18 protein-coding genes and 1 pseudogene are annotated in these 18,822 nt (G+C 65.7%); 10 read left to right on the top strand and 9 right to left on the bottom strand.

Going from position 1 to position 18,822, the window contains the following annotated elements; genetic code table 11:
• Window positions 1-143: 143 nt before the first annotated feature.
• Window positions 144-548, top strand: a complete 405-nt coding sequence (locus ACFU4Z_RS18235; protein ID WP_379062634.1) for a hypothetical protein — start codon at window positions 144-146, stop codon at window positions 546-548.
• Between the two features lie 425 nt (window positions 549-973).
• On the opposite strand, the gene ACFU4Z_RS18230 is transcribed toward ACFU4Z_RS18235, so the two are convergent.
• Genes ACFU4Z_RS18230 through ACFU4Z_RS18220 form a run of 3 tightly spaced genes read right to left on the bottom strand, consistent with a single transcriptional unit; the run spans window position 974 to window position 3,675 of the window.
• The gene (locus ACFU4Z_RS18230) at window positions 974-1,318 is read right to left on the bottom strand and encodes an SDR family NAD(P)-dependent oxidoreductase (RefSeq protein ID WP_379064832.1); all 345 of its coding nucleotides are present in this window, start codon (window positions 1,316-1,318) and stop codon (window positions 974-976) included.
• A 45-nt stretch (window positions 1,319-1,363) separates the two neighbouring features.
• A complete protein-coding gene (locus ACFU4Z_RS18225; RefSeq protein ID WP_379064354.1) occupies window positions 1,364-1,600 on the bottom strand; it encodes a hypothetical protein in 237 nt (78 codons plus the stop codon).
• Entirely contained in the window at window positions 1,585-3,675 is a 2,091-nt protein-coding gene (locus ACFU4Z_RS18220) for a trehalose-6-phosphate synthase (RefSeq protein WP_379064830.1), read from the bottom strand. Before ACFU4Z_RS18220 ends, ACFU4Z_RS18225 begins: the two co-directional genes overlap by 16 nt.
• 98 nt (window positions 3,676-3,773) lie before the next feature.
• Here ACFU4Z_RS18220 and ACFU4Z_RS18215 point away from each other — a divergent pair, with 98 nt between their 5' ends.
• From ACFU4Z_RS18215 to ACFU4Z_RS18195, 5 genes are all read left to right on the top strand, one after another.
• Complete coding sequence (locus tag ACFU4Z_RS18215; protein ID WP_379064352.1) at window positions 3,774-4,754, top strand: carbohydrate kinase family protein; 981 nt, start codon at window positions 3,774-3,776, stop codon at window positions 4,752-4,754.
• A gap of 339 nt (window positions 4,755-5,093) precedes the next feature.
• Window positions 5,094-6,038 carry an RNA polymerase sigma factor SigJ gene (sigJ, locus tag ACFU4Z_RS18210; protein ID WP_379064350.1) on the top strand — a complete coding sequence of 315 codons (945 nt, stop codon included), beginning with the start codon at window positions 5,094-5,096 and terminating at the stop codon, window positions 6,036-6,038.
• Window positions 6,039-6,120: 82 nt separating this feature from the next.
• Window positions 6,121-7,305: an NAD(P)/FAD-dependent oxidoreductase gene (locus ACFU4Z_RS18205; protein ID WP_379064348.1), complete on the top strand. Its 1,185-nt coding sequence runs from the start codon at window positions 6,121-6,123 to the stop codon at window positions 7,303-7,305.
• 398 nt (window positions 7,306-7,703) lie between these two features.
• Window positions 7,704-9,614 (top strand): flagellar motor control protein ZomB, encoded by a 1,911-nt coding sequence (gene zomB, locus ACFU4Z_RS18200; protein WP_379064346.1) that lies wholly within the window; start codon window positions 7,704-7,706, stop codon window positions 9,612-9,614.
• Window positions 9,596-9,877, top strand: coding sequence for an endonuclease/exonuclease/phosphatase family protein (locus ACFU4Z_RS18195; RefSeq protein WP_379064344.1), 282 nt, complete (start codon window positions 9,596-9,598; stop codon window positions 9,875-9,877). Before zomB ends, ACFU4Z_RS18195 begins: the two co-directional genes overlap by 19 nt.
• A 160-nt stretch (window positions 9,878-10,037) precedes the next feature.
• Here the strand turns inward: ACFU4Z_RS18195 and ACFU4Z_RS18190 are convergent, their stop codons facing one another.
• The 3 genes from ACFU4Z_RS18190 to ACFU4Z_RS18180 all read right to left on the bottom strand — a co-directional run bounded on the left by ACFU4Z_RS18190 (window position 10,038) and on the right by ACFU4Z_RS18180 (window position 11,763).
• Entirely contained in the window at window positions 10,038-10,388 is a 351-nt protein-coding gene (locus tag ACFU4Z_RS18190; RefSeq protein ID WP_379064342.1) for a hypothetical protein, read from the bottom strand.
• A gap of 128 nt (window positions 10,389-10,516) precedes the next feature.
• Window positions 10,517-10,882, bottom strand: coding sequence for an iron chaperone (locus ACFU4Z_RS18185; protein WP_379064340.1), 366 nt, complete (start codon window positions 10,880-10,882; stop codon window positions 10,517-10,519).
• Between the two features lie 224 nt (window positions 10,883-11,106).
• Window positions 11,107-11,763, bottom strand: a complete 657-nt coding sequence (locus ACFU4Z_RS18180) for a hypothetical protein (protein WP_379064338.1) — start codon at window positions 11,761-11,763, stop codon at window positions 11,107-11,109.
• 678 nt (window positions 11,764-12,441) lie between these two features.
• Here ACFU4Z_RS18180 and ACFU4Z_RS18175 point away from each other — a divergent pair.
• Together ACFU4Z_RS18175 and ACFU4Z_RS18170 are read left to right on the top strand one after the other, a co-directional pair.
• Window positions 12,442-13,959 carry an FAD-dependent oxidoreductase gene (locus tag ACFU4Z_RS18175; RefSeq protein ID WP_379064336.1) on the top strand — a complete coding sequence of 506 codons (1,518 nt, stop codon included), beginning with the start codon at window positions 12,442-12,444 and terminating at the stop codon, window positions 13,957-13,959.
• Entirely contained in the window at window positions 13,956-14,393 is a 438-nt protein-coding gene (locus ACFU4Z_RS18170; protein ID WP_379064334.1) for a hypothetical protein, read from the top strand. The genes ACFU4Z_RS18175 and ACFU4Z_RS18170 overlap by 4 nt, the downstream gene beginning before the upstream one ends.
• Window positions 14,394-15,099: 706 nt before the next feature.
• Here ACFU4Z_RS18170 and ACFU4Z_RS18165 read toward each other — a convergent pair.
• From ACFU4Z_RS18165 to ACFU4Z_RS18155, 3 genes and pseudogenes are all read right to left on the bottom strand, one after another.
• Entirely contained in the window at window positions 15,100-16,092 is a 993-nt protein-coding gene (locus ACFU4Z_RS18165; RefSeq protein ID WP_379064333.1) for a hypothetical protein, read from the bottom strand.
• 141 nt (window positions 16,093-16,233) lie between these two features.
• A pseudogene (locus tag ACFU4Z_RS18160) lies at window positions 16,234-16,422 on the bottom strand (IPT/TIG domain-containing protein); the annotation flags it as partial.
• Window positions 16,423-16,732: 310 nt separating this feature from the next.
• Window positions 16,733-17,026 (bottom strand): hypothetical protein, encoded by a 294-nt coding sequence (locus ACFU4Z_RS18155; protein ID WP_379064331.1) that lies wholly within the window; start codon window positions 17,024-17,026, stop codon window positions 16,733-16,735.
• Window positions 17,027-17,049: 23 nt separating this feature from the next.
• Between ACFU4Z_RS18155 and ACFU4Z_RS18150 the strand changes: the two genes are divergently transcribed.
• Together ACFU4Z_RS18150 and ACFU4Z_RS18145 are read left to right on the top strand one after the other, a co-directional pair.
• A complete protein-coding gene (locus ACFU4Z_RS18150) occupies window positions 17,050-17,586 on the top strand; it encodes a hypothetical protein (RefSeq protein WP_379064329.1) in 537 nt (178 codons plus the stop codon).
• A gap of 73 nt (window positions 17,587-17,659) precedes the next feature.
• A partial coding sequence (locus ACFU4Z_RS18145; RefSeq protein ID WP_379064327.1) for an IPT/TIG domain-containing protein occupies window positions 17,660-18,822 on the top strand: 1,163 nt, incomplete at its 3' end.

The following is an 18,822-nucleotide window of genomic DNA, read 5'->3' as shown; positions in this document are numbered from 1 at the left end:
GTTGATGGCCGGTCGTGGTGTCAGTGGAGGTGTCAGGTGTGTGTCAGGTCGGTGTCAGTCGGCTCGGCGACAGTATGTCCATCGAACAAAACGACCGGCACCGACACGGTCGGTGCCACAACCGATTTCGAGGAGTACACGACATGTCCATCACCATCGCCCTGACCGACCAGGACAAGAGCACCCTGCGTACCGCCGCCTACGGCGCGGTGTCGCTGATGGCCGCCGCCGGTGCGCCGCACAAGGGAATCGCGCACGGTTCCATCGCGCTGACTTCTGCGACCGGGCTGGTCGGGCACGTGCTCGCCGCCAAGTCCAGGGACATTCACCTGCCAGGCAAGTCCGTCGCCGAACTCGCCGACCAGGTGCTGCCGAGTCTGACCGCGGCGATGAGTTTGCTCGGCGAGCAGTATCCGGGCGAGGTCGAGAACTTCCGTGGCACTGTCGCGGTCGCGGTCGAAGCCGCGGCCGGGCCCGGCAAGGGTGAGCCCGGCCCGGCGGTGGCGGCGATGGCGCGCAAGATCATCGCGGCCTTGGACGCGGCCTGAGGGATGCGGGGCCGGGGCGGCACAGCCGATAGCTGGTCGCGGGGTCCTCTGCGGACCCTGCGACACAGCGGCGGTCGAATCCTGTTGCGGCCGCGCGGCAGTTGGGCACCGCGCGATAGGCGGTATGCGCGGACATTGTCCGTACATGCTGTCCTGTCTCATCGGATCTGAGGCAGTCTCGTTGATTTGAGGCATTGGCGTCGTCTCAGTCGAGGCATCGTTTGTCAGAGTGTCGGTCGTTCGACAGTAACGACTCCCGGGATGACGTGTTGGCTAGTAGTACAACGGTTTTCGATAGCCGATGTCGCGGCATGGCGGGCGCTCAACTCCTAACGGGTGGAGATCGCCCACCGCACCTAGGACCGCATCTGACCGCCCTCGCCGTATGGCTCTACAGAAGTAAGGTCAGGGACGCGCGGCGCGTCTCAGAATCCGACCAGCATCTTGCCGCCGTCGATGACGATTATCTCGCCGGTCACCCACGACGACGCAGGCTCGGCGAGGCGGGTGATCCAGGGAACGACATCGTCGACCTGACCGATCCGGCCGGCCGGTGCCGTTCCGGCATAGTGGGCCATCCATTGGTCGACCTCCTCCGACGGCACGCCGCAGGTGGCCAGGATTGGCGTCCGCACCGCTCCAGGTGCAACGCCATTGACCCGGATTCCCTTTGGTGCCAACTCGATCGCCCAGTTCACGATGAGACTGTCCACGGCCGCCTTCGTCGCGCTGTACACCGATGAACCCGCTGACGCGGCTCGCCCGTTGATGCTGGACCTATTTTCCGGGGGTTGGAATCGGGGGATGCACTGCGGTCAGGAACAGGTCCGGTTTCCGTATTGCGCGGCGCTCAGGATCAGGAGGTAGCCGGACGCGATGATCAAGATCCCGGCGCTGAGCACCGCGATGGGGAGCGGGCCTATCCTTCGGAGGTTGAGCCACAGGTAGGCGAGCGCGCCGACCAGGAGCATGACAATTGCGCCGCTGGTTCGGATCGTGTCGATCAGGGTGTAGTCGCGGGCGCGCCGAGTTGCGATCAGGACGGCTGGCATGTGATCGGCACTGCGGCAAGGTCGGGGGTGCGGACGCTGATGGCGTCGATGATGCGAGTTGCCCAGTCGATGGGGCGGTCGTGGCCCAAGAGGTGGGCCAGACGTTTCGCGCGAGTTCGGCGCTCGGTGCGGTCGAGGGCCAGTGCGCGGGCCAGGGTGGCGGTGAGGTCCTCGGGGGAATGCGGGTCGGTGAGTAGGGCAGCGTCGCCGAGTTCTGTTGCGGCACCGGCGTAGCGGGACAGCACTAGCACCCCGGGCCGGGAGCCGGGTCCGGTCACCGCAGACTGGGCGGCGACGAATTCCTTTGCGGTCAGGTTCATGCCGTCCTGCAGGGATGTCACCCAGAACACGTCCGCGGCCAGGTATTGGTCGATCACCTCGGGGAGCGGCAGGTTGTGCGGAATGTAGTCGATCGGTTGCCAACTGCCGACACGCCAGGCGTCGTTGATCTCGGTGGTGCGTCGCTCGAGAGCGCGGCGAGTGGTGTCGTAGGCGGAGATGCCTGGTTCTGGTGGCGGGCAAACGAGCCGGAACACCAATCGGCCGTGCAGGTCCGGGCGGTGCTCCAGCAACGCCGCTATGGCGTCGACCTTATGTATGGGGGCCTTGGTGTAATCGAGACGTTCGACGGAGAGCACCAACGCGTGTCGGCTGGGCCGTATGCGCGAGGCGCGGCTGCGGGCGAGTGTTTCGATGGCTGGACGGTCGATACCCAGCGGATGGACACCCAAGGCAGGCAGTGTGGGCTGGCCGAGCAGGGTTTGTCGAAAGTTGTCGGCAAAGGCATTGGTGTGAAATCCAGCCCAGTCCAACTGTATGAGCGAGGAACGAATTTCGTCTGCCGTGGGCAGGGCGGCGAACACCTCCGGCGGCGGAAACGGAGTGTGGTGGAACAGTCCGATGCGCAGATCGGGCCGGACCCGGCGAAGCAGGCCGGGGACGAGCCATAGGTTGTAGTCGTGTAGCCAGACGGTCGCGCCTAGTGCTGCTCGCTCGCCGATACGCCCGGCGTATCGCTGGTTGATCACACGATAGTGGGCCCAGGACTCGGTATCAAAGCGCATGCGGTGCGGCTCGGACATGAGGATCGGCCACAGTGTGTCCTTGCATGCGCGATGGAAGTAGCCGCTCCACTCATCGGCGGTCACCGGCAGCAGTGACAATGGGGCCTCGTGCTCGAGTGCGTCGACACCATCCTCGTCGACCTGAGCGGCGACCCAGATGCCCGGCAACCCCTGAGCGAACAGGGCGGTCAGGCTGGGCAGAATCCCGTTGGGGCTGGACGGTGATCGTCGCTCACCCCGGGGCACCGGTGGTCGGTGATAGCCGACTATCAGGCAGTGCCGGTCCTCGGTGCCGTTGTCCGGAACGACCCACCCCAGCGCGTGCAGTGCTGTGAGAATTCCACCCGCACCTGGACGCTCGGGGCGATGGATACGCGCGTCGAGGGGAACCGCGCGGTGTAGGGCGGGCTCGGCGGCGCCGACTATCACGCCGTGTGTGCCCAGTTCGAACAACGATACATCGTTGAGCGAATCACCAGCCACCAGGACGGAATCCATTGTCCAACCGAACTTTTCGGCTAGCGCCGCCACGGCGTCGCCCTTCGATGCGTTCGGCGGCACGACGTCGAAGTAGCGGCCCGCCGAGTACAGCCACCGACACCCGAGCGCGTGCACAGCGGCGGTGAGTTCTTCGGTCAGCTGGCCCGATGCCAGGTGATACGAGCAGCGCCCGTCCTGCGCCACCCGCTGGTACGTCAGCTGCCCGAAGCGGCTCAACGCATGCCGAACTTGTTGTGTCCCAGGCCATCCGGCACGAAGGTGGGCCTGAATATCCCCGACCGGCCGCAGGTCGATGCCGTCGACCACGGTGGCACCGACATCGGCGATGATCCATCGTGGTCTCGGCACCAGCGGGTCACGCAGTACATCGGCGACCGACGCCACGCCGCGGCCGGTAGCGAAAACCACCGTCACCTCGGGATGGCGGGCCAACACCGCACACAGCCGACGCCGGTCGGCGATCTCCCCGCCCAGCAACGTACCGTCCAAATCGGTGACCAGAATCCTCATCACCAACCCAAAGCTAACACCCGCAACATGAATCCCTGTGCCGCCGTGACCGTCTCGACCTCCCACATCCGGCACCTCACCCCCGGTACGCTCATCGGATGGGCACAGACGAGCCGGATGGGCGGGAAATTCTCGTGGTAGGCGCCTATTTCGTGGATCTGATCTTCCACGGGCTACCCGAGCCCGTCCGACCCGGCCGAGAGGTCTTCGCCGATGGGTTCACAATGATGCCCGGTGGCGCCTACACCTTGGCCATGGCCGCGCATCGGCTCGGGCATGACGTTGTGTGGGCGACCGACTTCGGCACCGACCCCTTCAGCACCCATGTCCTCCACGCGGCACGCGCAGAAGGATTGGACGAGAGCGCCTTCCGGCATCAGCCGACCCCGCTGCGCAGCCTCACCGTCGCCCTGTCCACGCCCGAGGACCGTGCGATGGTCAGTTTCCAGGACCCGAGCTACCCGCAACCGCTCCCGTCGCTGCTGCGGCAATACCGACCACGTGTCCTGATGGTGCCGCAACTACGCTACGACGCCGACACCGTGCACGCGCTGGAGCTCGCCCGCCACCTCGGCATCACCGTGGTGATGGACTGCCAAGACGTCGCCGTTGATGTCGACACCCCCGGAGTGCGAGCCGCGCTGGCCTCCACCGATATCTTCGCGCCCAACGTCGAGGAAGCACTGCGGCTGACCAGGGCACCGACCATGGACGATGCGATATCGCGGCTGAACGAACTTGTGCCGACCGTGGTGATCAAACTCGGCAGCGCCGGGGCCACGGCAACACACGACGGCGAACGTTATGACGTTGCCGCACCACAGATTTCGGCTCTGGATACCACCGGTGCCGGTGACTGCTTCAACGTCGGTTTCGTTCATGGCCTGCTGGCCGGCTGGCCGACGGCGAAATGCCTCGCCGCCGCCGTGGCGTGCGGAACGGCAGCCACCACCGGCCCAGGATCCGCCATGGCTCCGGGGACCGCCGACCTCGAGCGGTGGCTCGCGCGAACCACGATATCGAGTCGTGCGGCCCGCGAACAACGCCGGCCAACGGATCAGCCCCCCGCGACGCGCTGAAATGCCGCGAAGGCGCCCCTCCCGGCGAGCTAGAGGCATCAGACTTCGCCGATTCAGCCGAGATGGTCGATGTTGCTCTCGGACTTCTCGACGCGAGGGACACCACGGCGCGGCGACACCACAGGCCATCCTCAGATGCCGACGGGACTGATAGTTCAACCCGTCAGTGTTGATCCGACATGTCCACAAACCACGGTGGGGCCGGTTCAGGTTGGGGGGACGATCAGGGGTGCGATGGTGCCGCCGGCGAGTTGTCGGACTTTGGTCGGCGTCGGCGAGGTCGACGGTGGTGGGAGCCCCAGGTCGTCGCGTACTCCGGCCTGCGGTTAACTTCGAGCCATGGTGGTCGGTACGCGTGAAGTCGAAGTGTTCGAGAACTCCAGGGCACGGTTGGGGGCCATCGCGTACCGACTGCTGGGCTCGGCCAGCGATGCCGAGGACGCGGTGCAGGATACGTTCGTGCGCTGGCACGCCGCCGACCACGAACTCGTCGAGACGCCCGAGGCATGGCTGACGAAGGTCCTCACCAATATCTGCCTCAACCAGCTCACCTCGGCACGGGCACGGCGAGAGGCATATGTGGGCCAGTGGCTGCCCGAGCCGATCTTCGCCGGAGACCGGATGTTCGGCCCGGCCGACACTGTCGAGCAGCGCGAATCAGTGTCGATCGCCATGCTCACGCTGATGGAACGGCTGTCAGCCAAGGAACGCGCCGTATACGTCCTACGCGAGGCCTTCGGCTACGCGCACAGCGAGATCGCCGAAATCCTCGATCTCACCGAGGCCAACTGCTATCAGATCTACCGGCGCGCCAAACAACACATGGCCGACGACCGGACCCGCATGGAAGTCGATGAGACCGCCGCCCGCAAGGTCGTCGAGGAGTTCCTGGCCGCGGCACTCAGCGGCAACACCGACTCGCTGGTGCGGCTGCTGACTGAGGACGTGATCAGCGCGGGCGATGGCGGCGGCGTGGTCTTCTCGCTGCCGCAGCCGCTCAGTGGCGCGGTGCGGGTGGCGCGGTTCCTGCGCCGGCTGCTCGAACCCACCTCGGACAAATGGGCGATGATCGGCGGTCGTGCCGACATGTTCGCCGCGGTGGTCAATGGCGTTCCCGCACTGGTGATCGTGGTGGGCGATCGGATTGTCGGTGTCATCACCCTGGAGGTGACCACCGACGGCATCGCGGCGGTCCATACCCAAGGCAACCCGGCCAAACTCGAGCGCGCCACGCGCTACTGGGCCGCATCCGAGCATGCGGTCCCCCTCCGCGAGAACTGGTGACCTAGATCACAGACCACTGCTGTCAGGTTTCGTGCCGCTGTCCGGTTCAGGAAGCGAACACCACCCAGACAGGAGTAAGACCATGAAACACCGCATCGTCGTCCTCGGCGCCGGATACGCCGGAGCCAACGCCGCCGGTCGCCTGGCCAAGCGGCTGCACCCCGCCGATGTCGACATCACCCTCGTCAACGCCGATCCCGAGTTCGTCGAGCGGGTCCGCATGCACCAGCTGACGGTGGGGCAGCAGCTGAGGACGCGTGTGTTGACCGATGTCTTCGCGGACACGGGCGTGCGGGTGGTGGTGGCGCGGGTGGCCGCTGTCGATGCCGACCGCAAGACGGTCGATATCGTCGCCGCCGACGGCTACCGCGAGATCGCCTACGACACTCTCGTTTACGCCCTCGGCAGCGCCGCCGCGGACAGCGGTGTGCCCGGTGCGGCCGAGCACGCCTGCGACATCGCCGGCAAGCAGTCCGCGCTGCGGGTGCGCGAGCGTCTGGCGGGTCTGGACGCGGGTGCCACCGTGCTGATCATCGGTGGCGGTCTCACCGGGATCGAAGCGGCCACCGAAATCGCAGAAGCCCGACCGGATCTCGAGGTCGCCCTCGTTGCTCGTGGCGGCCTCGGCGACTGGCTGAGCGACAAGGCCCAACAGCATCTGCGCACAGCGTTCGATCGGCTCGGCATCACCGTGTGCGAGCACACCGAGATCGCGCATGTCCAGCGGACCGGAGCGGTCACCGCCGACGGCCACACGATTCCGGCCCAGGTGACCTTGTGGACAGCCGGTTTCGCCGTCCACCCGATCGCCGCGGCCACCACCGTGCGGGTGTCGGAGAACGGGCAGATCATCGTCGACGACACGATGCGGTCGGTCTCGCACCCCGACGTCTACGCCGTCGGCGACGCCGCGCTCGCGCCCGGCGCGAACGGCGATCCGCTGCGCATGTCCTGCGCCTCGGGAGTCCCGGCTGCCCACCAGGCCGCCGACTCCATCGCCGCACGGCTGACCGGCCGAGAGATCCCCCGCAATTCGATCGGCTACACCGCCCAGTGCATCAGCCTCGGCCGCCACGACGCCATCATCCAGTGGGTGACTCCCGACGATCAGCCCAAGCCCTCCGCTCTCACCGGCCGGAGAGCCGCACAACTCAAGGAGTTCATCTGCAAGAGCGCGGCCTGGAGCATATCGCACCCGACGTCGATGCTCCCCTCACGCCGCCGCCACATCACCACAGCCGAGCCGACCCCCGCGATCACCGCGTGACACCACACCCATGGGATGGCCCCCATCCCATCTCTCACTTCGAAACACGGCCTAGGCGACGGCTGCAAAGAGGGAGGCGCGTCATCGCCGATCGGCCCGCGACCACGGTCGGCCGGCTGGCGCAGGCTCGGCACTGCTGCTCTGAAAGTGCGTGTGCGCGAGAGATTCTCGACGTAAGTCCGGCCGCACGGCTGATCCCATGATTTTGGCCCCTCGTTGGATCGCACGGTATGGTTCGCCCGTACCAAATGAGGGGGAGATCCATGAGTTACCTTTCCGGGCAGCACGGCGGTCTCGTGTCCTCCAGATTCCTGCTGAGCGCGGTCGCCGGGGCGATGGTCGCCGGTGTCCGGCTGTCCACAGTGGCTCCTGCTCATCATGGCGTTCGGTTCGCATAAATGACGCTGACTATCTCGCCCGACGTGGTGGTGAGCGAAGAGCTTGCGGTTGCGCCGACGACACAGCGACCATCTCGCACAGCTCTCGTCAGCGGAATTGTGCTCACCGCTGCGCTTTTCGCGATCGGTGGCTGGGAGCGGCGCTGGATAGCCGACGACGGCTTGACCGTGCTGCGTACGGTGCGAAACCTGCTGGCGGGCAACGGCCCAGTCTTCAATGCGGGTGAGCGCGTCGAAGTCAACACCAGTACGGCCTGGACCTACCTCATTTGGTTCTCCAGCTGGCTGACGCAGGCGCGGCTGGAGTACGTGGTGCTGGGTATCGCGCTGACGCTGTCGGTTGCGGCCATCGTCTTCGCGATGCTGGGCGCGGCCCGGTTGTGGGATGGCGGCAGTGCCCAGTTACTGCTTCCGGCAGGCGCTCTGGTCTATATCGCGGTGCCCCCGGCCCGCGACTATGCCACCTCGGGACTCGAGTCCAGCCTGGTCATCTGCTGGCTAGCGGTACTGTGGTGGTGGCTGATGCGCTGGAGTCGCGCCGAAACAGTGCGCTTGGCAAGCATTTTCGGCCTGTCCTTCGTCGCAGGTCTGGCGCCGCTGATCCGGCCGGAGATGACGCTGGTCGGTGCGCTGGCGCTGCTCATGATCTGCTGCGCGCCACACCCAGGTATCCGGTTGCGGCCGTGGATGTTCCGTGCACTGATGGTGGCGACGGCGGGCGTGGTGCCCGTCGCCTATCAGATCTGGCGCATGGGTTATTACGGTCTGCCGTACCCGAATACGGCCGTTGCCAAAGATGCGGGCGGCGCGAAATGGCGGCAGGGGTTGGTCTATCTGTGGAATCTGGTTGGGCCGTATTGGCTGTGGGTGCCGCTGGCGGCGCTGAGTGTGGCGGCGTTGGTGGCAATACGGTCGCGACGTATCGGTGGTCATGCCGCTATCGCGTCCGATCGTGATGTGAAACCGGCTCTGCACGAACGCATTCACCGACTCAGCGGGTGGCTGCGGACCCCGGTCGCGGTGGTCGCACTCATGCTCGGCAGCGGTGTCCTGCTGGCCGTCTACGAGATCCGTGTCGGCGGCGACTTCATGCACGGCCGGATGCTGCTGCCGCAGCTGTTCTGCCTGCTGCTGCCCGTCATGGTGCTGCCGCTGAAGCCTTCGGCCGCGCAGGCGGACCCGCGCCGCACCGACCGGGCCTTCCTGATCGTGCCGGGGGCTTTCGCCGCGACCGTGGGCTGGGCGCTGTTCGCGGCCAACGCCACCGCCATCGAGACCGACACCAAGATCAGCACCTCCGGCATCGCAGACGAGCGGCTCTACTACGTCCAGACCACCGGCCACGACCACCCGCTCCGCGCCGAGGACTACCTGGACTACCCGCGTATGCGCGCCATGGTCGGCGATATCGCAAGAAGCCCGAACGGCGGTTTGCTCATCAATTCGCCGTCCTGGACCTGGACCATCGTCCCGCCTCCGACACCGATCCCGGATGGTGGCGCCGGGCATACCGTGTTCTTCGTGAACCTCGGCATGATCGGCATGAACATGCCCCTCGATGTCCGCGTCCTCGATCCGATGGGCCTGTCGTATCCGCTTGCCGCACACACTTTTCGGTTCCCAAATGCCCGTATCGGCCATGACAAGAACCTCGACTCGGACTGGGCGGTCGTGGACGCCGGCATGGTGGACGAACATCCCTGGATGCCATGGTTCCTGGACGAGGGCTGGGTGACCCGGATCCGAACCGCCCTGAGCTGCCCGGAAACTCGGGATATGCTGGCCTCCACCCGCGCCCCGCTCACCTTCGACCGATTCCGGCGCAACATCCAGCAGTCGGTGGAATACGCCGAGTACCGCATCGACCGGGTGCCGGAGTACGAGATCGAGCGGTGCCCCGTGGTCGACTGATCGTCGGTGGCGACTTCAACACGACCTACGATCATCGGCAGTACCGTGCGATATTGTCAGGACGTTTCGCCGACGCCGCCGAACAGGCGGGCGCTGGACATCTGGTCACCTATCCGACCGACAAACGGTGGCCGCCCCTGGTCGGTATCGACCACATCCTCGTCGCGGAGGGCTGCGCGGTCGCGATAGAGACGGTCGACCTACCAGGCGCGGACCACCGCGCCCTGATAGCGCAGATCCGCCTGAACCGTGGAAGACAGTAGCGGCCAGAGGCCACACCCACGAACAACCGTTCACTGATAAACAGGTAGCCATTACAGGGCGTCGCGATGACAGACGAGCGACCGTAGCGCCGGTAATCCGCGCGTTCCAAGGCCGTGCCCATTCTGGTTTTCGGAGAACTTCTCCCACGAGTCTGCCCAGTCATCGCCCGGTCTCGCCGGGCTCGGGCCACGCAGGCCCGGCCGCGGTGAGCGCATCCAGAATCCGGTGGACCGCCGCCGGATCCGCGTCCGCGATGGCTGCGACATCCTCGGCCGACCACGGCCCAGCCCCGTGCCGGGAGACAATGTCGCGGATCGTGCGCGTGACCTCCAGATCGTGTGCCTGCTCGGCCATCGGGCGCAGCTCGGCCAGCAGTCGATCGAGCCACTCCGCGTCCACGCCACTTCGGCCGGTGCGGGCTCGTTCGGCATGCGATACGAGATCGTCGAGCACGACGGCGATCTGTCGTATCAGCTCGCCGCGCGCCGCATCGTCCTCGGCCGTACCCACCCTCCAAGTGTGCGCCTCAGCACTTGTCCATCGCGATGCCGAATCTGCACCGCCTCGACGGACGGACACATCGCTGCGCCGCCCGCGCCGCCTTGTTCTCAGAGACAGGATTCTCTACATCGGGGGCGTCAGCAGATCTGGCCGCGGGTGGCCACCGTAGCCCGCAGCAGGTCGCGCACGAGGTCGTAGTCGATCTTCGCTGGGTTCCGGAAGCGCAGGCAGCCTTTGCCCATGTCGTGGGCGGCCAGCCGCGCCGTGAAGGCGTCACGCACATCGACGCGCACCAGATAGAAGGAGATGTACTGCTTCTGGTTCGCGAAGGCGACCTCACCGAAGCCGTCGCGCTGGTAGGCCGGCATCCCGTACGCCATTACCTCGGTGAACCCGGTCAGTTCGGCCCGGCACAGCTCGCGCAGTCGCACCAGTGCCGCTCGACGGGGCTGTGGAACCTCGGCTAGATACTCGTTGACATCGGTCGCTTTGCTCTGCACCACGACTCGACACTAGCCGCGGCGGTCTTGCGGATCGGGGCTTGATCCACTGCGACTAATGCCTCCAGGACAGCGATCTTCGCCAAAGGCGCTGGCACCTGTCGTCGCGGACATGCGAGCGCCTGGCGCGAGATGGAATTCTGGCTGTCTACTATGTGGTCCGTCTCCACAGCCAGGGGAACTGCTGTGCATCACGGGAACTCAGTAACTTACCGAGCGGCGTCAGGCTACACCGAGAACTCGTCGGCGAGGGTGTTCCAGAACATGAGCTCGTAATTCTGGAACAGCCTCGCGTATAAATGCGCCTCACCCGGCTTCAGCCGCCCGGTGTCGAGTCCGGCTTGGATGGCGGCGACGGCCCGCTGCCCGATCTCGGAGACCTCGGCAGCGAAAAAGTCGAAGAACGCGCACGCGGGGTCGTCGAAGTCGTAATGAGTGCGCATCGCCTCGGCTACGGCCTTGCAGTAGCGGCTCCATGCGGTGAAATTCGAGTAGATACCCGCTGCGGCGGCTGAGGGTTCGGCGTGCAGCGCCAACCAGGCGACATAGGCCGGATACGCCTGGCAGCCCGCCCTCGGCAGCTCCATGCCCTGGTCGGGCCCCACCGCCGCCACCAGCGCGTCCAGCATGCCGTTCGCCTGCCGCTCGCCCGGTGGGAGCCCGCCGAAAAAGATACTGGCGTGCGGTTCGTCCGCCCGCGCCGCCATGGCGTGGAAGCTGCGCCAGTCGCTGCTGGTGATGCGCTGCTGCTCCGCCGCGATCGCCGCGAAGACCGCCAGCGGCGCCTTACCCGCCGTGATCAGCGGGATCAAGCGATTGTCGTCGTCGTGCGGGCCCAGTTCCGCCTGGATACCTTCGAGCAGTGCGCGGGCGGAAACAGTCACCGCAACCTCCCTATCAGATGGGTTTCTCTGTCTGTTCAACCGTCCCACGACAACATGCCAGTCGGTGAGCAACACAACCAGGCCCATTAGTAGAGCGTTCAGTTCCAACACGTCGCCGACACGGGTGCCGTCCTCGATCCGCCGGTCACCGCAGCGGCGACCGGGGACGGGGCCAGACCTCGGCGCCGAGCGGAGTCATTGCCTCACTGCCCCCACACGTACCAGCCGACGAGTCGCCCTGGCCATGTCCGGTGGGCGGCCTGGCCTGATTCGACCTCTGATTCAGGCACCGGGCCCTGGGTCCAATAACTCGGTCTCGAGGAACCTCGCCGAGTGCCGGATAGCCTGCTCGTACAGCGCTGCGGCTTCATCGGCGAACCGGTCGTGCGCATACAGCCGGCCTCTGGTACGCACGGGTGCAGACTCCGGGTCAGCGCGAACCCCTTGACCTGCGGAAACGGCGCATCGAACGACGTTGACGCAGGCGGCGCCGTGGGTGAAGTTGCGTTCCTCGACAACGGCGACGAAATACGACGGCTGTGCCACATCCACAACCAATCACTGTCGGTGATGGTCATTAGCACGAATCGGCGTTGGATTCGATCGCGTCGTTGGGCGAAGGTGGAAGGGCAAGCAGTGCGACCGAACACCTGCCACCCGAAAAGGGAGGAAGCCCTGATGGTGCGCAACGATGACCCCGCTAGCGAATCGCCGACCGCGGTCACCTTCCACGACCGCGCTCCTGATGTGATCGTGGTCGGCGGCGGCCCCACAGGCATGACCGCTGCCGGAGATCTAGCGCGGGCGGGCCGGTCGGTCGTCGTGCTGGAGCGGTGGCCGCAGATCAACCCGGCCAGCCGTGCCTTCGCGACCATGGCCCGCACCATGGAAGTCCTCGACGCGCGCGAGCTGGCCGACGATCTGCTCGCCCTCGGGTCCACCACGCCCGCGGTGCACCTGTTCGCCGGTGTCACAGTCGATTTGACTCGATTGCGGTCGCGGTACCGGTACGGGTTGATCACTCCGCAAACCAATGTCGACCAGGCCCTGGCCCGCTACGCCGAGCAACAGGGCGCCGCGATCCACCGCGGCGTCGAGGTCGTCGCGCTCGACCAGGACACCGACGGCGTCACCGTCACTACCCGCCCCAAAGACTCTTCCCCTCGGGACAGCGAAACACGCTGGCGAGCACAATATTTGGTGGCCGCAGACGGCGCGCACAGCAGCGTCCGCGGCTTGCTGGGCATCGATTTTCCCGGCAAATCGGTGCTGTCGTCGGTGGTGCTGGCCGACGTGCGCCTCACCGCCGGACCGACCGGCGGCGGGCTGACTCTCGGCAGCACCAGAGACTGCTTCGGATTCCTCGTCCCCTACGGCACGGGGCCCGCCGCAGGCTGGTACCGGTCGATGACCTGGGACCGCCACCACCAACTCCCCGACACCGCACCCGTCGAACACGCCGAGATACGGGATGTCCTCAACCGCGCGATGGGCCGCGACGTCGGAGTCGCCGAAATCAGCTGGCACTCCCGGTTCCACTGCGACGAACGACAAATCCGCCAATACCGGTGCGGGCGGGTATTTTTCGCCGGGGACGCCGCGCACGTGCACTCCCCGATGGGCGGGCAGGGCATGAACACCGGCATCCAGGATGCCGCCAACCTGGCCTGGAAACTCGACGCCGTCCTCGGCGGCGCCGACGACCGAGTGCTCGACACCTACCACACCGAACGCCACCCCATCGGCGAACGAGTGCTGCTGCAGAGCGGAGCGATGATGCGCGGAGTCACCCTGCACCCGCGCCCAGCCCGCTGGTTACGCGACCGCATCGCCCGCACCGCCCTTGGATTCGGGCCCATCGCGAACACGATCGTGGGCAGCTTCGCTGGGACCACGCTGCGTTACCCCCGCCGCCGCGGCGAGCACCGGCTGGTCGGCACCCCCGCCACCGAAACACCCCTGACCGGCGATCGTCTCACCGTGTTGCAACGCACGCCGGGGTTCGTCCTCATCCGCGAGCACGGTGCCCCACCTGTCGACATCGACCTGCCGCAGGCCGAGCGCACCGGCCCCGGTCCGGCGCTGCTGGTTCGCCCCGACGGCTATATCGCCTGGGCCGGGCCCTCCACCCACAGCCAGGCCGTGCGGCAGGTGTGGCAACGGTGGACCGGCTCGCATGACCCTCCATCAACGTGACCACCACGGAAGGAATCACCATGACCGTCACCGCCATCCAGATCGGGCTGCACCCTGACGTCATCGACTACACCTCGCCCGACTTCATCCAATTCCCTGGGCTCAGCAAGGAAGTCCTGCGCCGCGCCAACGACGATAACGTCGCCGCACTGCGTGCCGCCGGATACGAAGTCGACAACTGCCTGATCGAGTTCGGAACCGCTGGGGCCGACACCGCCCGCCGCGCGCTGGCGGCCAAATCCTACGACGCGGTCCTCATCGGTGCCGGAGTCCGGCTCGTCGCCTCCAACACCCTGCTGTTCGAGACCATCATCAACGCCGCCCACACGCTGCAACCGTACTGCCGGTTCGTGTTCAACTACTCCGCCGCCGCCACCCCTGACGACATCCGTCGCTACTTCCCCACACCTCACGACAGCACACCCGCCCACTGACCGAACTGACGAGAGGCGGCGGTCGGAGTAGCGGTGGGGCTCGTTTGTGGTCAGGCAGGGGTCACCTTCGACGCCTCGAGCAGCCGAGGCACACAACATCTCGGCCACTGCCGCACGCTTGCGACGCTACCGCGCCGGCTCGGGTGAGCGCCGCGAGCCCGGCCACCCGGGGTGCCGGAGCAAGGCTTGCGTACCAAGTGCACTGGAAGCACTGTCTGCCGTACTTGGGTCCAGTATCCCCGCGCACCACCTCCGGCGCGAACGGCGACCGGTTTGAGAGGTTCCGGCCCTCCGGACGCACTCAAACGTCGTGTCGCACAGGGGGCGGCCGCGTTCGGGAAGGGCCTTCGCTCATGGATATTCGTCACCGTCGCTCGGTGTCTGTATTGCTTGCCCTTCTCCTGGGTGGGCAGGGTGAAGTCGATGTCGGCGCAAGATGGTTTCACGGCGCAAGGCCCGAATGGACCCGTCCATCCCGAGGAAGCCATCATGGACACCGCGCCTTCATCGCCCGCCGCCGACAGCTGCGCCCAGCGAGGAATACCGACGACCCACCGATGCCGACGGGACGAATTCCTCGGCCACTTCGAACGCCGCAAACTGGCCCTCGGCGACTGCGGACGAGCATACGGAACCAGCTGCATCCGGTTTTCCCTACGGCATGGGCGATGTCCGCGGTGGACAGCCCAGCGACTGCGAAGCCAGCTCATGCACTCTCGTGCGATTTCATCAGCAAATTCTCCAAGCTGACCATCTGGTCGGAGTACGTGCGGACGCCGATGACCGCCACGAACTCACGATCACCTGCACGCTGTTGGAGGGAGCTCCAATAGTTGGCAAGAAACCAACCAGCACCGGAGGTGCCTCGCGGGCCCATACCCGCGCAAATTATCCAGTATCGGTCGGGGTGCAGATCCGGGCTCGGTCGTACCCGCGCGATGATACCGATGTTGCGGTCGTCGCTCGATTCATACCGGCTTCCATCAGCCAGCTCCAGGTGCTCCACATAGGGGCCGCCCTCAGCAAGACTGTCGCGGATGGTGAACAGCGGGCGCTCGACGCTCGCGAGATACACATGGGTGCAGTCGTTGCTGCTCAGTCCGAAACTGATGTACGGGCGGTCGCAGTGCGCGACGATGTCGCGGTCGCTCTGGAAGTCGATCGGAATGCTGGTGTGGCGCTGAAGCAGGGAGAACACGTACAGCAGTCCGCGAATATCGTTCTCCGTCAACATGACCGGGACGTCGATGTGATGTCGAGCCGTGAACGCACTGGCCTTCCTCTCGAATATGCGCTGAAGGGGGATCTTCGCCGCCTGGAGTGCGTCCACAGACCGGCTCGTCAGCTCGAAGGTCGGGTATACCAATGTCGTGCCGTTAGTGACCATCTCAGGCCCGAGGAACGCCTCGAGCTCGGTGTCGGTGGCTGGAAGACCTACCCCGTGCGATCGAGTGCCTGCTGGTGCGGAGTTGGCCATCTGAAACAATCCTTCGACCGTCCAGCCCGGGAACATCTTGGCGAGCACCCGGCAGTGATAGTCGCGGGGAAGCCCGATCATCCGGCCCGATAGCCACTGGTAGTACTGCGCCTTCGCCGGCCCATGCCCCGGGGGAATGATCGGGTCGAGCTGCGCGGCGCACCTATCGTATGCGGCCAGAAAATCCGGATGACTCTTGAGATGCCGCTCCGCCAGCAGCATCTTCAATACCGTCGCCAATGAAACCCCCCTTTGCCCCTGCAACCTCCGTCTATGGTGTGACGGATTCTGCGCTATCCGCTCAACCTCGACGCGCCTGGGCCTGTCGGCAACACCCCACCGACGGCCCAGCCACATCAGCCGTCAGACGTAGGTGTAGGAGACGCCGTTGCTGACTCCACCCGCTGTCGTCGCGGTGACCGACACAGTTCCTGTCACTGCGGGGGGCGACCGCCGTGATCTGCGTAGCGGAGTTGACGTGAAGACCGTCACGGTGGTGCCGAACCGCACGGTGAGGGCGCCGGTGAACCCGGTACCGGTAGTCGTGACACTGGTACCCCCCCGTCGTGGGACCCGAGGTTAGGGAGAGGAAGGTGATGGTAGGCATGGTGGTGCCTCCTTCGTTTCGGGTGATGAGGGTTCCTCTGCACCGGTGGGGTGCCCGACTCTCTTAGTGGCCCTCTCTCCATTAACACCCCTGGACCGGTACCTGGGCAATGAGACTCCCGATCTGGTTACGTCCGTTTTCGGATTGTCGCCGGGACGTTGCCGGTGCCGACGCTTCGGGCAGACAGGCCCTGTCAGGCATTGCCGCAGTGTGGTTTTCGTCGGTGCGGTGGCGCAGTCGGTGTGACCCAGCGCTCTATAACGCGAAAATAGCCCCGGTAATGTTTAGCCCAGGAAGGCCTTCGTGTGACAAGAACAATTCGGGCGGGTCCTCGAATTCGATGCCCAACTGGCGCGCTTGCCTAACCATTTTCCGGTCCCAATCACGGTGTGCCCGTAACGCCATCCGAAACTCGCCCATCTGCTGAGTCTGCGAAATAGCGAGGTCGCTCAATACCTTCGCGGCGTCTACCTTGATCTTCGTCATGTGGGCATCGCCGCCTTGTCCGGTCCACTCGAGCCCGTCGCGGGGGAAGTCGAACCAGGACATGACCGGGCTACATTTCTGACAATGTGGACAACGACAAATTTCCCTGTCAAGTGCTTCTGTTCAGGCGGCCCGGCCGGTGGGTCAGGGGCGGTCAGTTCGACGTGAACACTTCGGGAGATTGGTCGCGGTTCGTGTTGAGTGCCTTGCTTGTGCGGGTGCAGCTCAACGAGGACGCGGTCAAGGTCCGCACCAGCGCGGACAGAATCTTCATCTTCGCGCAGAGCCCCTCCACACCCGCGTACCAGGATGTGCGCCCTGTCGATTCCGCGCGGTCACCGGCCCGGTCCGACCAGTGCCGCATCGCGGTACTGGTGCTGCTGGCCACCGCCCTGTATCCGGTGATCGCGGCGATGCTCGTCAACGGACCGATCAGCCCGCTCGGCGGCGACGATGCCGACGCCGCCCCTGTCCGCCCGCATAGCCCGCCAGCAAACACCGGCGCCGTGTACTGCACCCACCGAACGGGCGACAGGCCGAACCCGAAAACGGATACAAACCGGACGAAAACGGACCGGGGATGCATTGCCGAAGTGCCGCCGCTGGTGGGTTACTGGGAATAAGCGGTTGTAACGGCTACGCCTGGGCTGCTGTGGGAGAACCCTTTTCACTAATCACTGGTTAGAAGGTAAGAAGATGCCACCTGTAATCACCTCGCTGACGCCCTCTTCCGGCCCTACAGCGGGTCTCAACTCTGTAAAAATCACCGGCTCCGGATTCAGTGGTGTGGGTCCCTTGGCTGTCCGGTTCGGCACGACGGCAACGACATTCACCATCGACTCCAATACTCAGATCACCGCCATCGCTCCGCCTGGAACTGGCACGGTAAACGTCACCGTACAGGCGCTGCTGGATGGCACGAGCGGCCCGCTGCCCTACACCTATGCAGGGGTTCCTACCTTGACCAGCATCAGCCCGGCTTCGGGGTCGGTGGCTGGTGGGACGACGGTCGTGCTGACCGGGACGAATCTGACGGGTGCGACCGCGGTGAGTTTCGGTGGTACCCCGGCGACTTCGTTCACCGTGAACTCGTCGACGCAGATCACGGCGGTGGCGCCTGCCCATTCAGTCGGGACGGTGTTGGTCAAGGTCACCACAGCCGGCGGAACGAGCAACGGGGTCTCCTTCACCTACGTCGCGGTGCCCACGCTGACCACGGTGGTGCCCAACGCCGGTCCGGTGACCGGCGGCACCACGGTCGTGCTCACCGGCACGAACCTGACCGGCGCGACCGCCGTGAGTTTCGGTGGTACCCCGGCGACTTCGTTCACCGTGAACTCGTCGACCCAGATCACGGCGGTGGCGCCTGCCCATTCAGTCGGGACGGTGTCGGTCACCGTCACCACGGCCGGCGGAACTAGTAACGGGGTCTCCTACACCTACGTCGCGGTGCCGACACTGACCGCGATCGCCCCGAACGCTGGTCCGGTGGCTGGCGGGACGACGGTCGTACTGACCGGGACGAATCTGACCGGCGCGACCGCGGTGAGTTTCGGTGGCACACCGGCGACGTCGTTCACGGTCAACTCGTCGACGCAGATCACGGCGGTAACGCCCGCCCATTCAGTCGGGACGGTACTGGTCACCGCCACCACCGTGGGGGGAACGAGTAACGGCGTCGCGTTCGCCTACGTCGCGGTGCCGACACTGACCGCGATCGCCCCGAACGCTGGTCCGGTGACAGGCGGCACCACGGTCGTGCTCACCGGGACGAATCTGACCGGCGCGACCGCGGTGAGTTTCGGTGGCACACCGGCGACGTCGTTCACGGTCAACTCGTCGACGCAGATCACGGCGGT

It is taken from the genome of Nocardia sp. NPDC057440 (genome assembly GCF_042802915.1).
Taxonomy (GTDB): Bacteria; Actinomycetota; Actinomycetes; order Mycobacteriales; family Mycobacteriaceae; genus Nocardia.
Note: the sequence above shows the minus strand (reverse complement) of the source record. Positions and strands in the feature narration are given on the sequence as shown.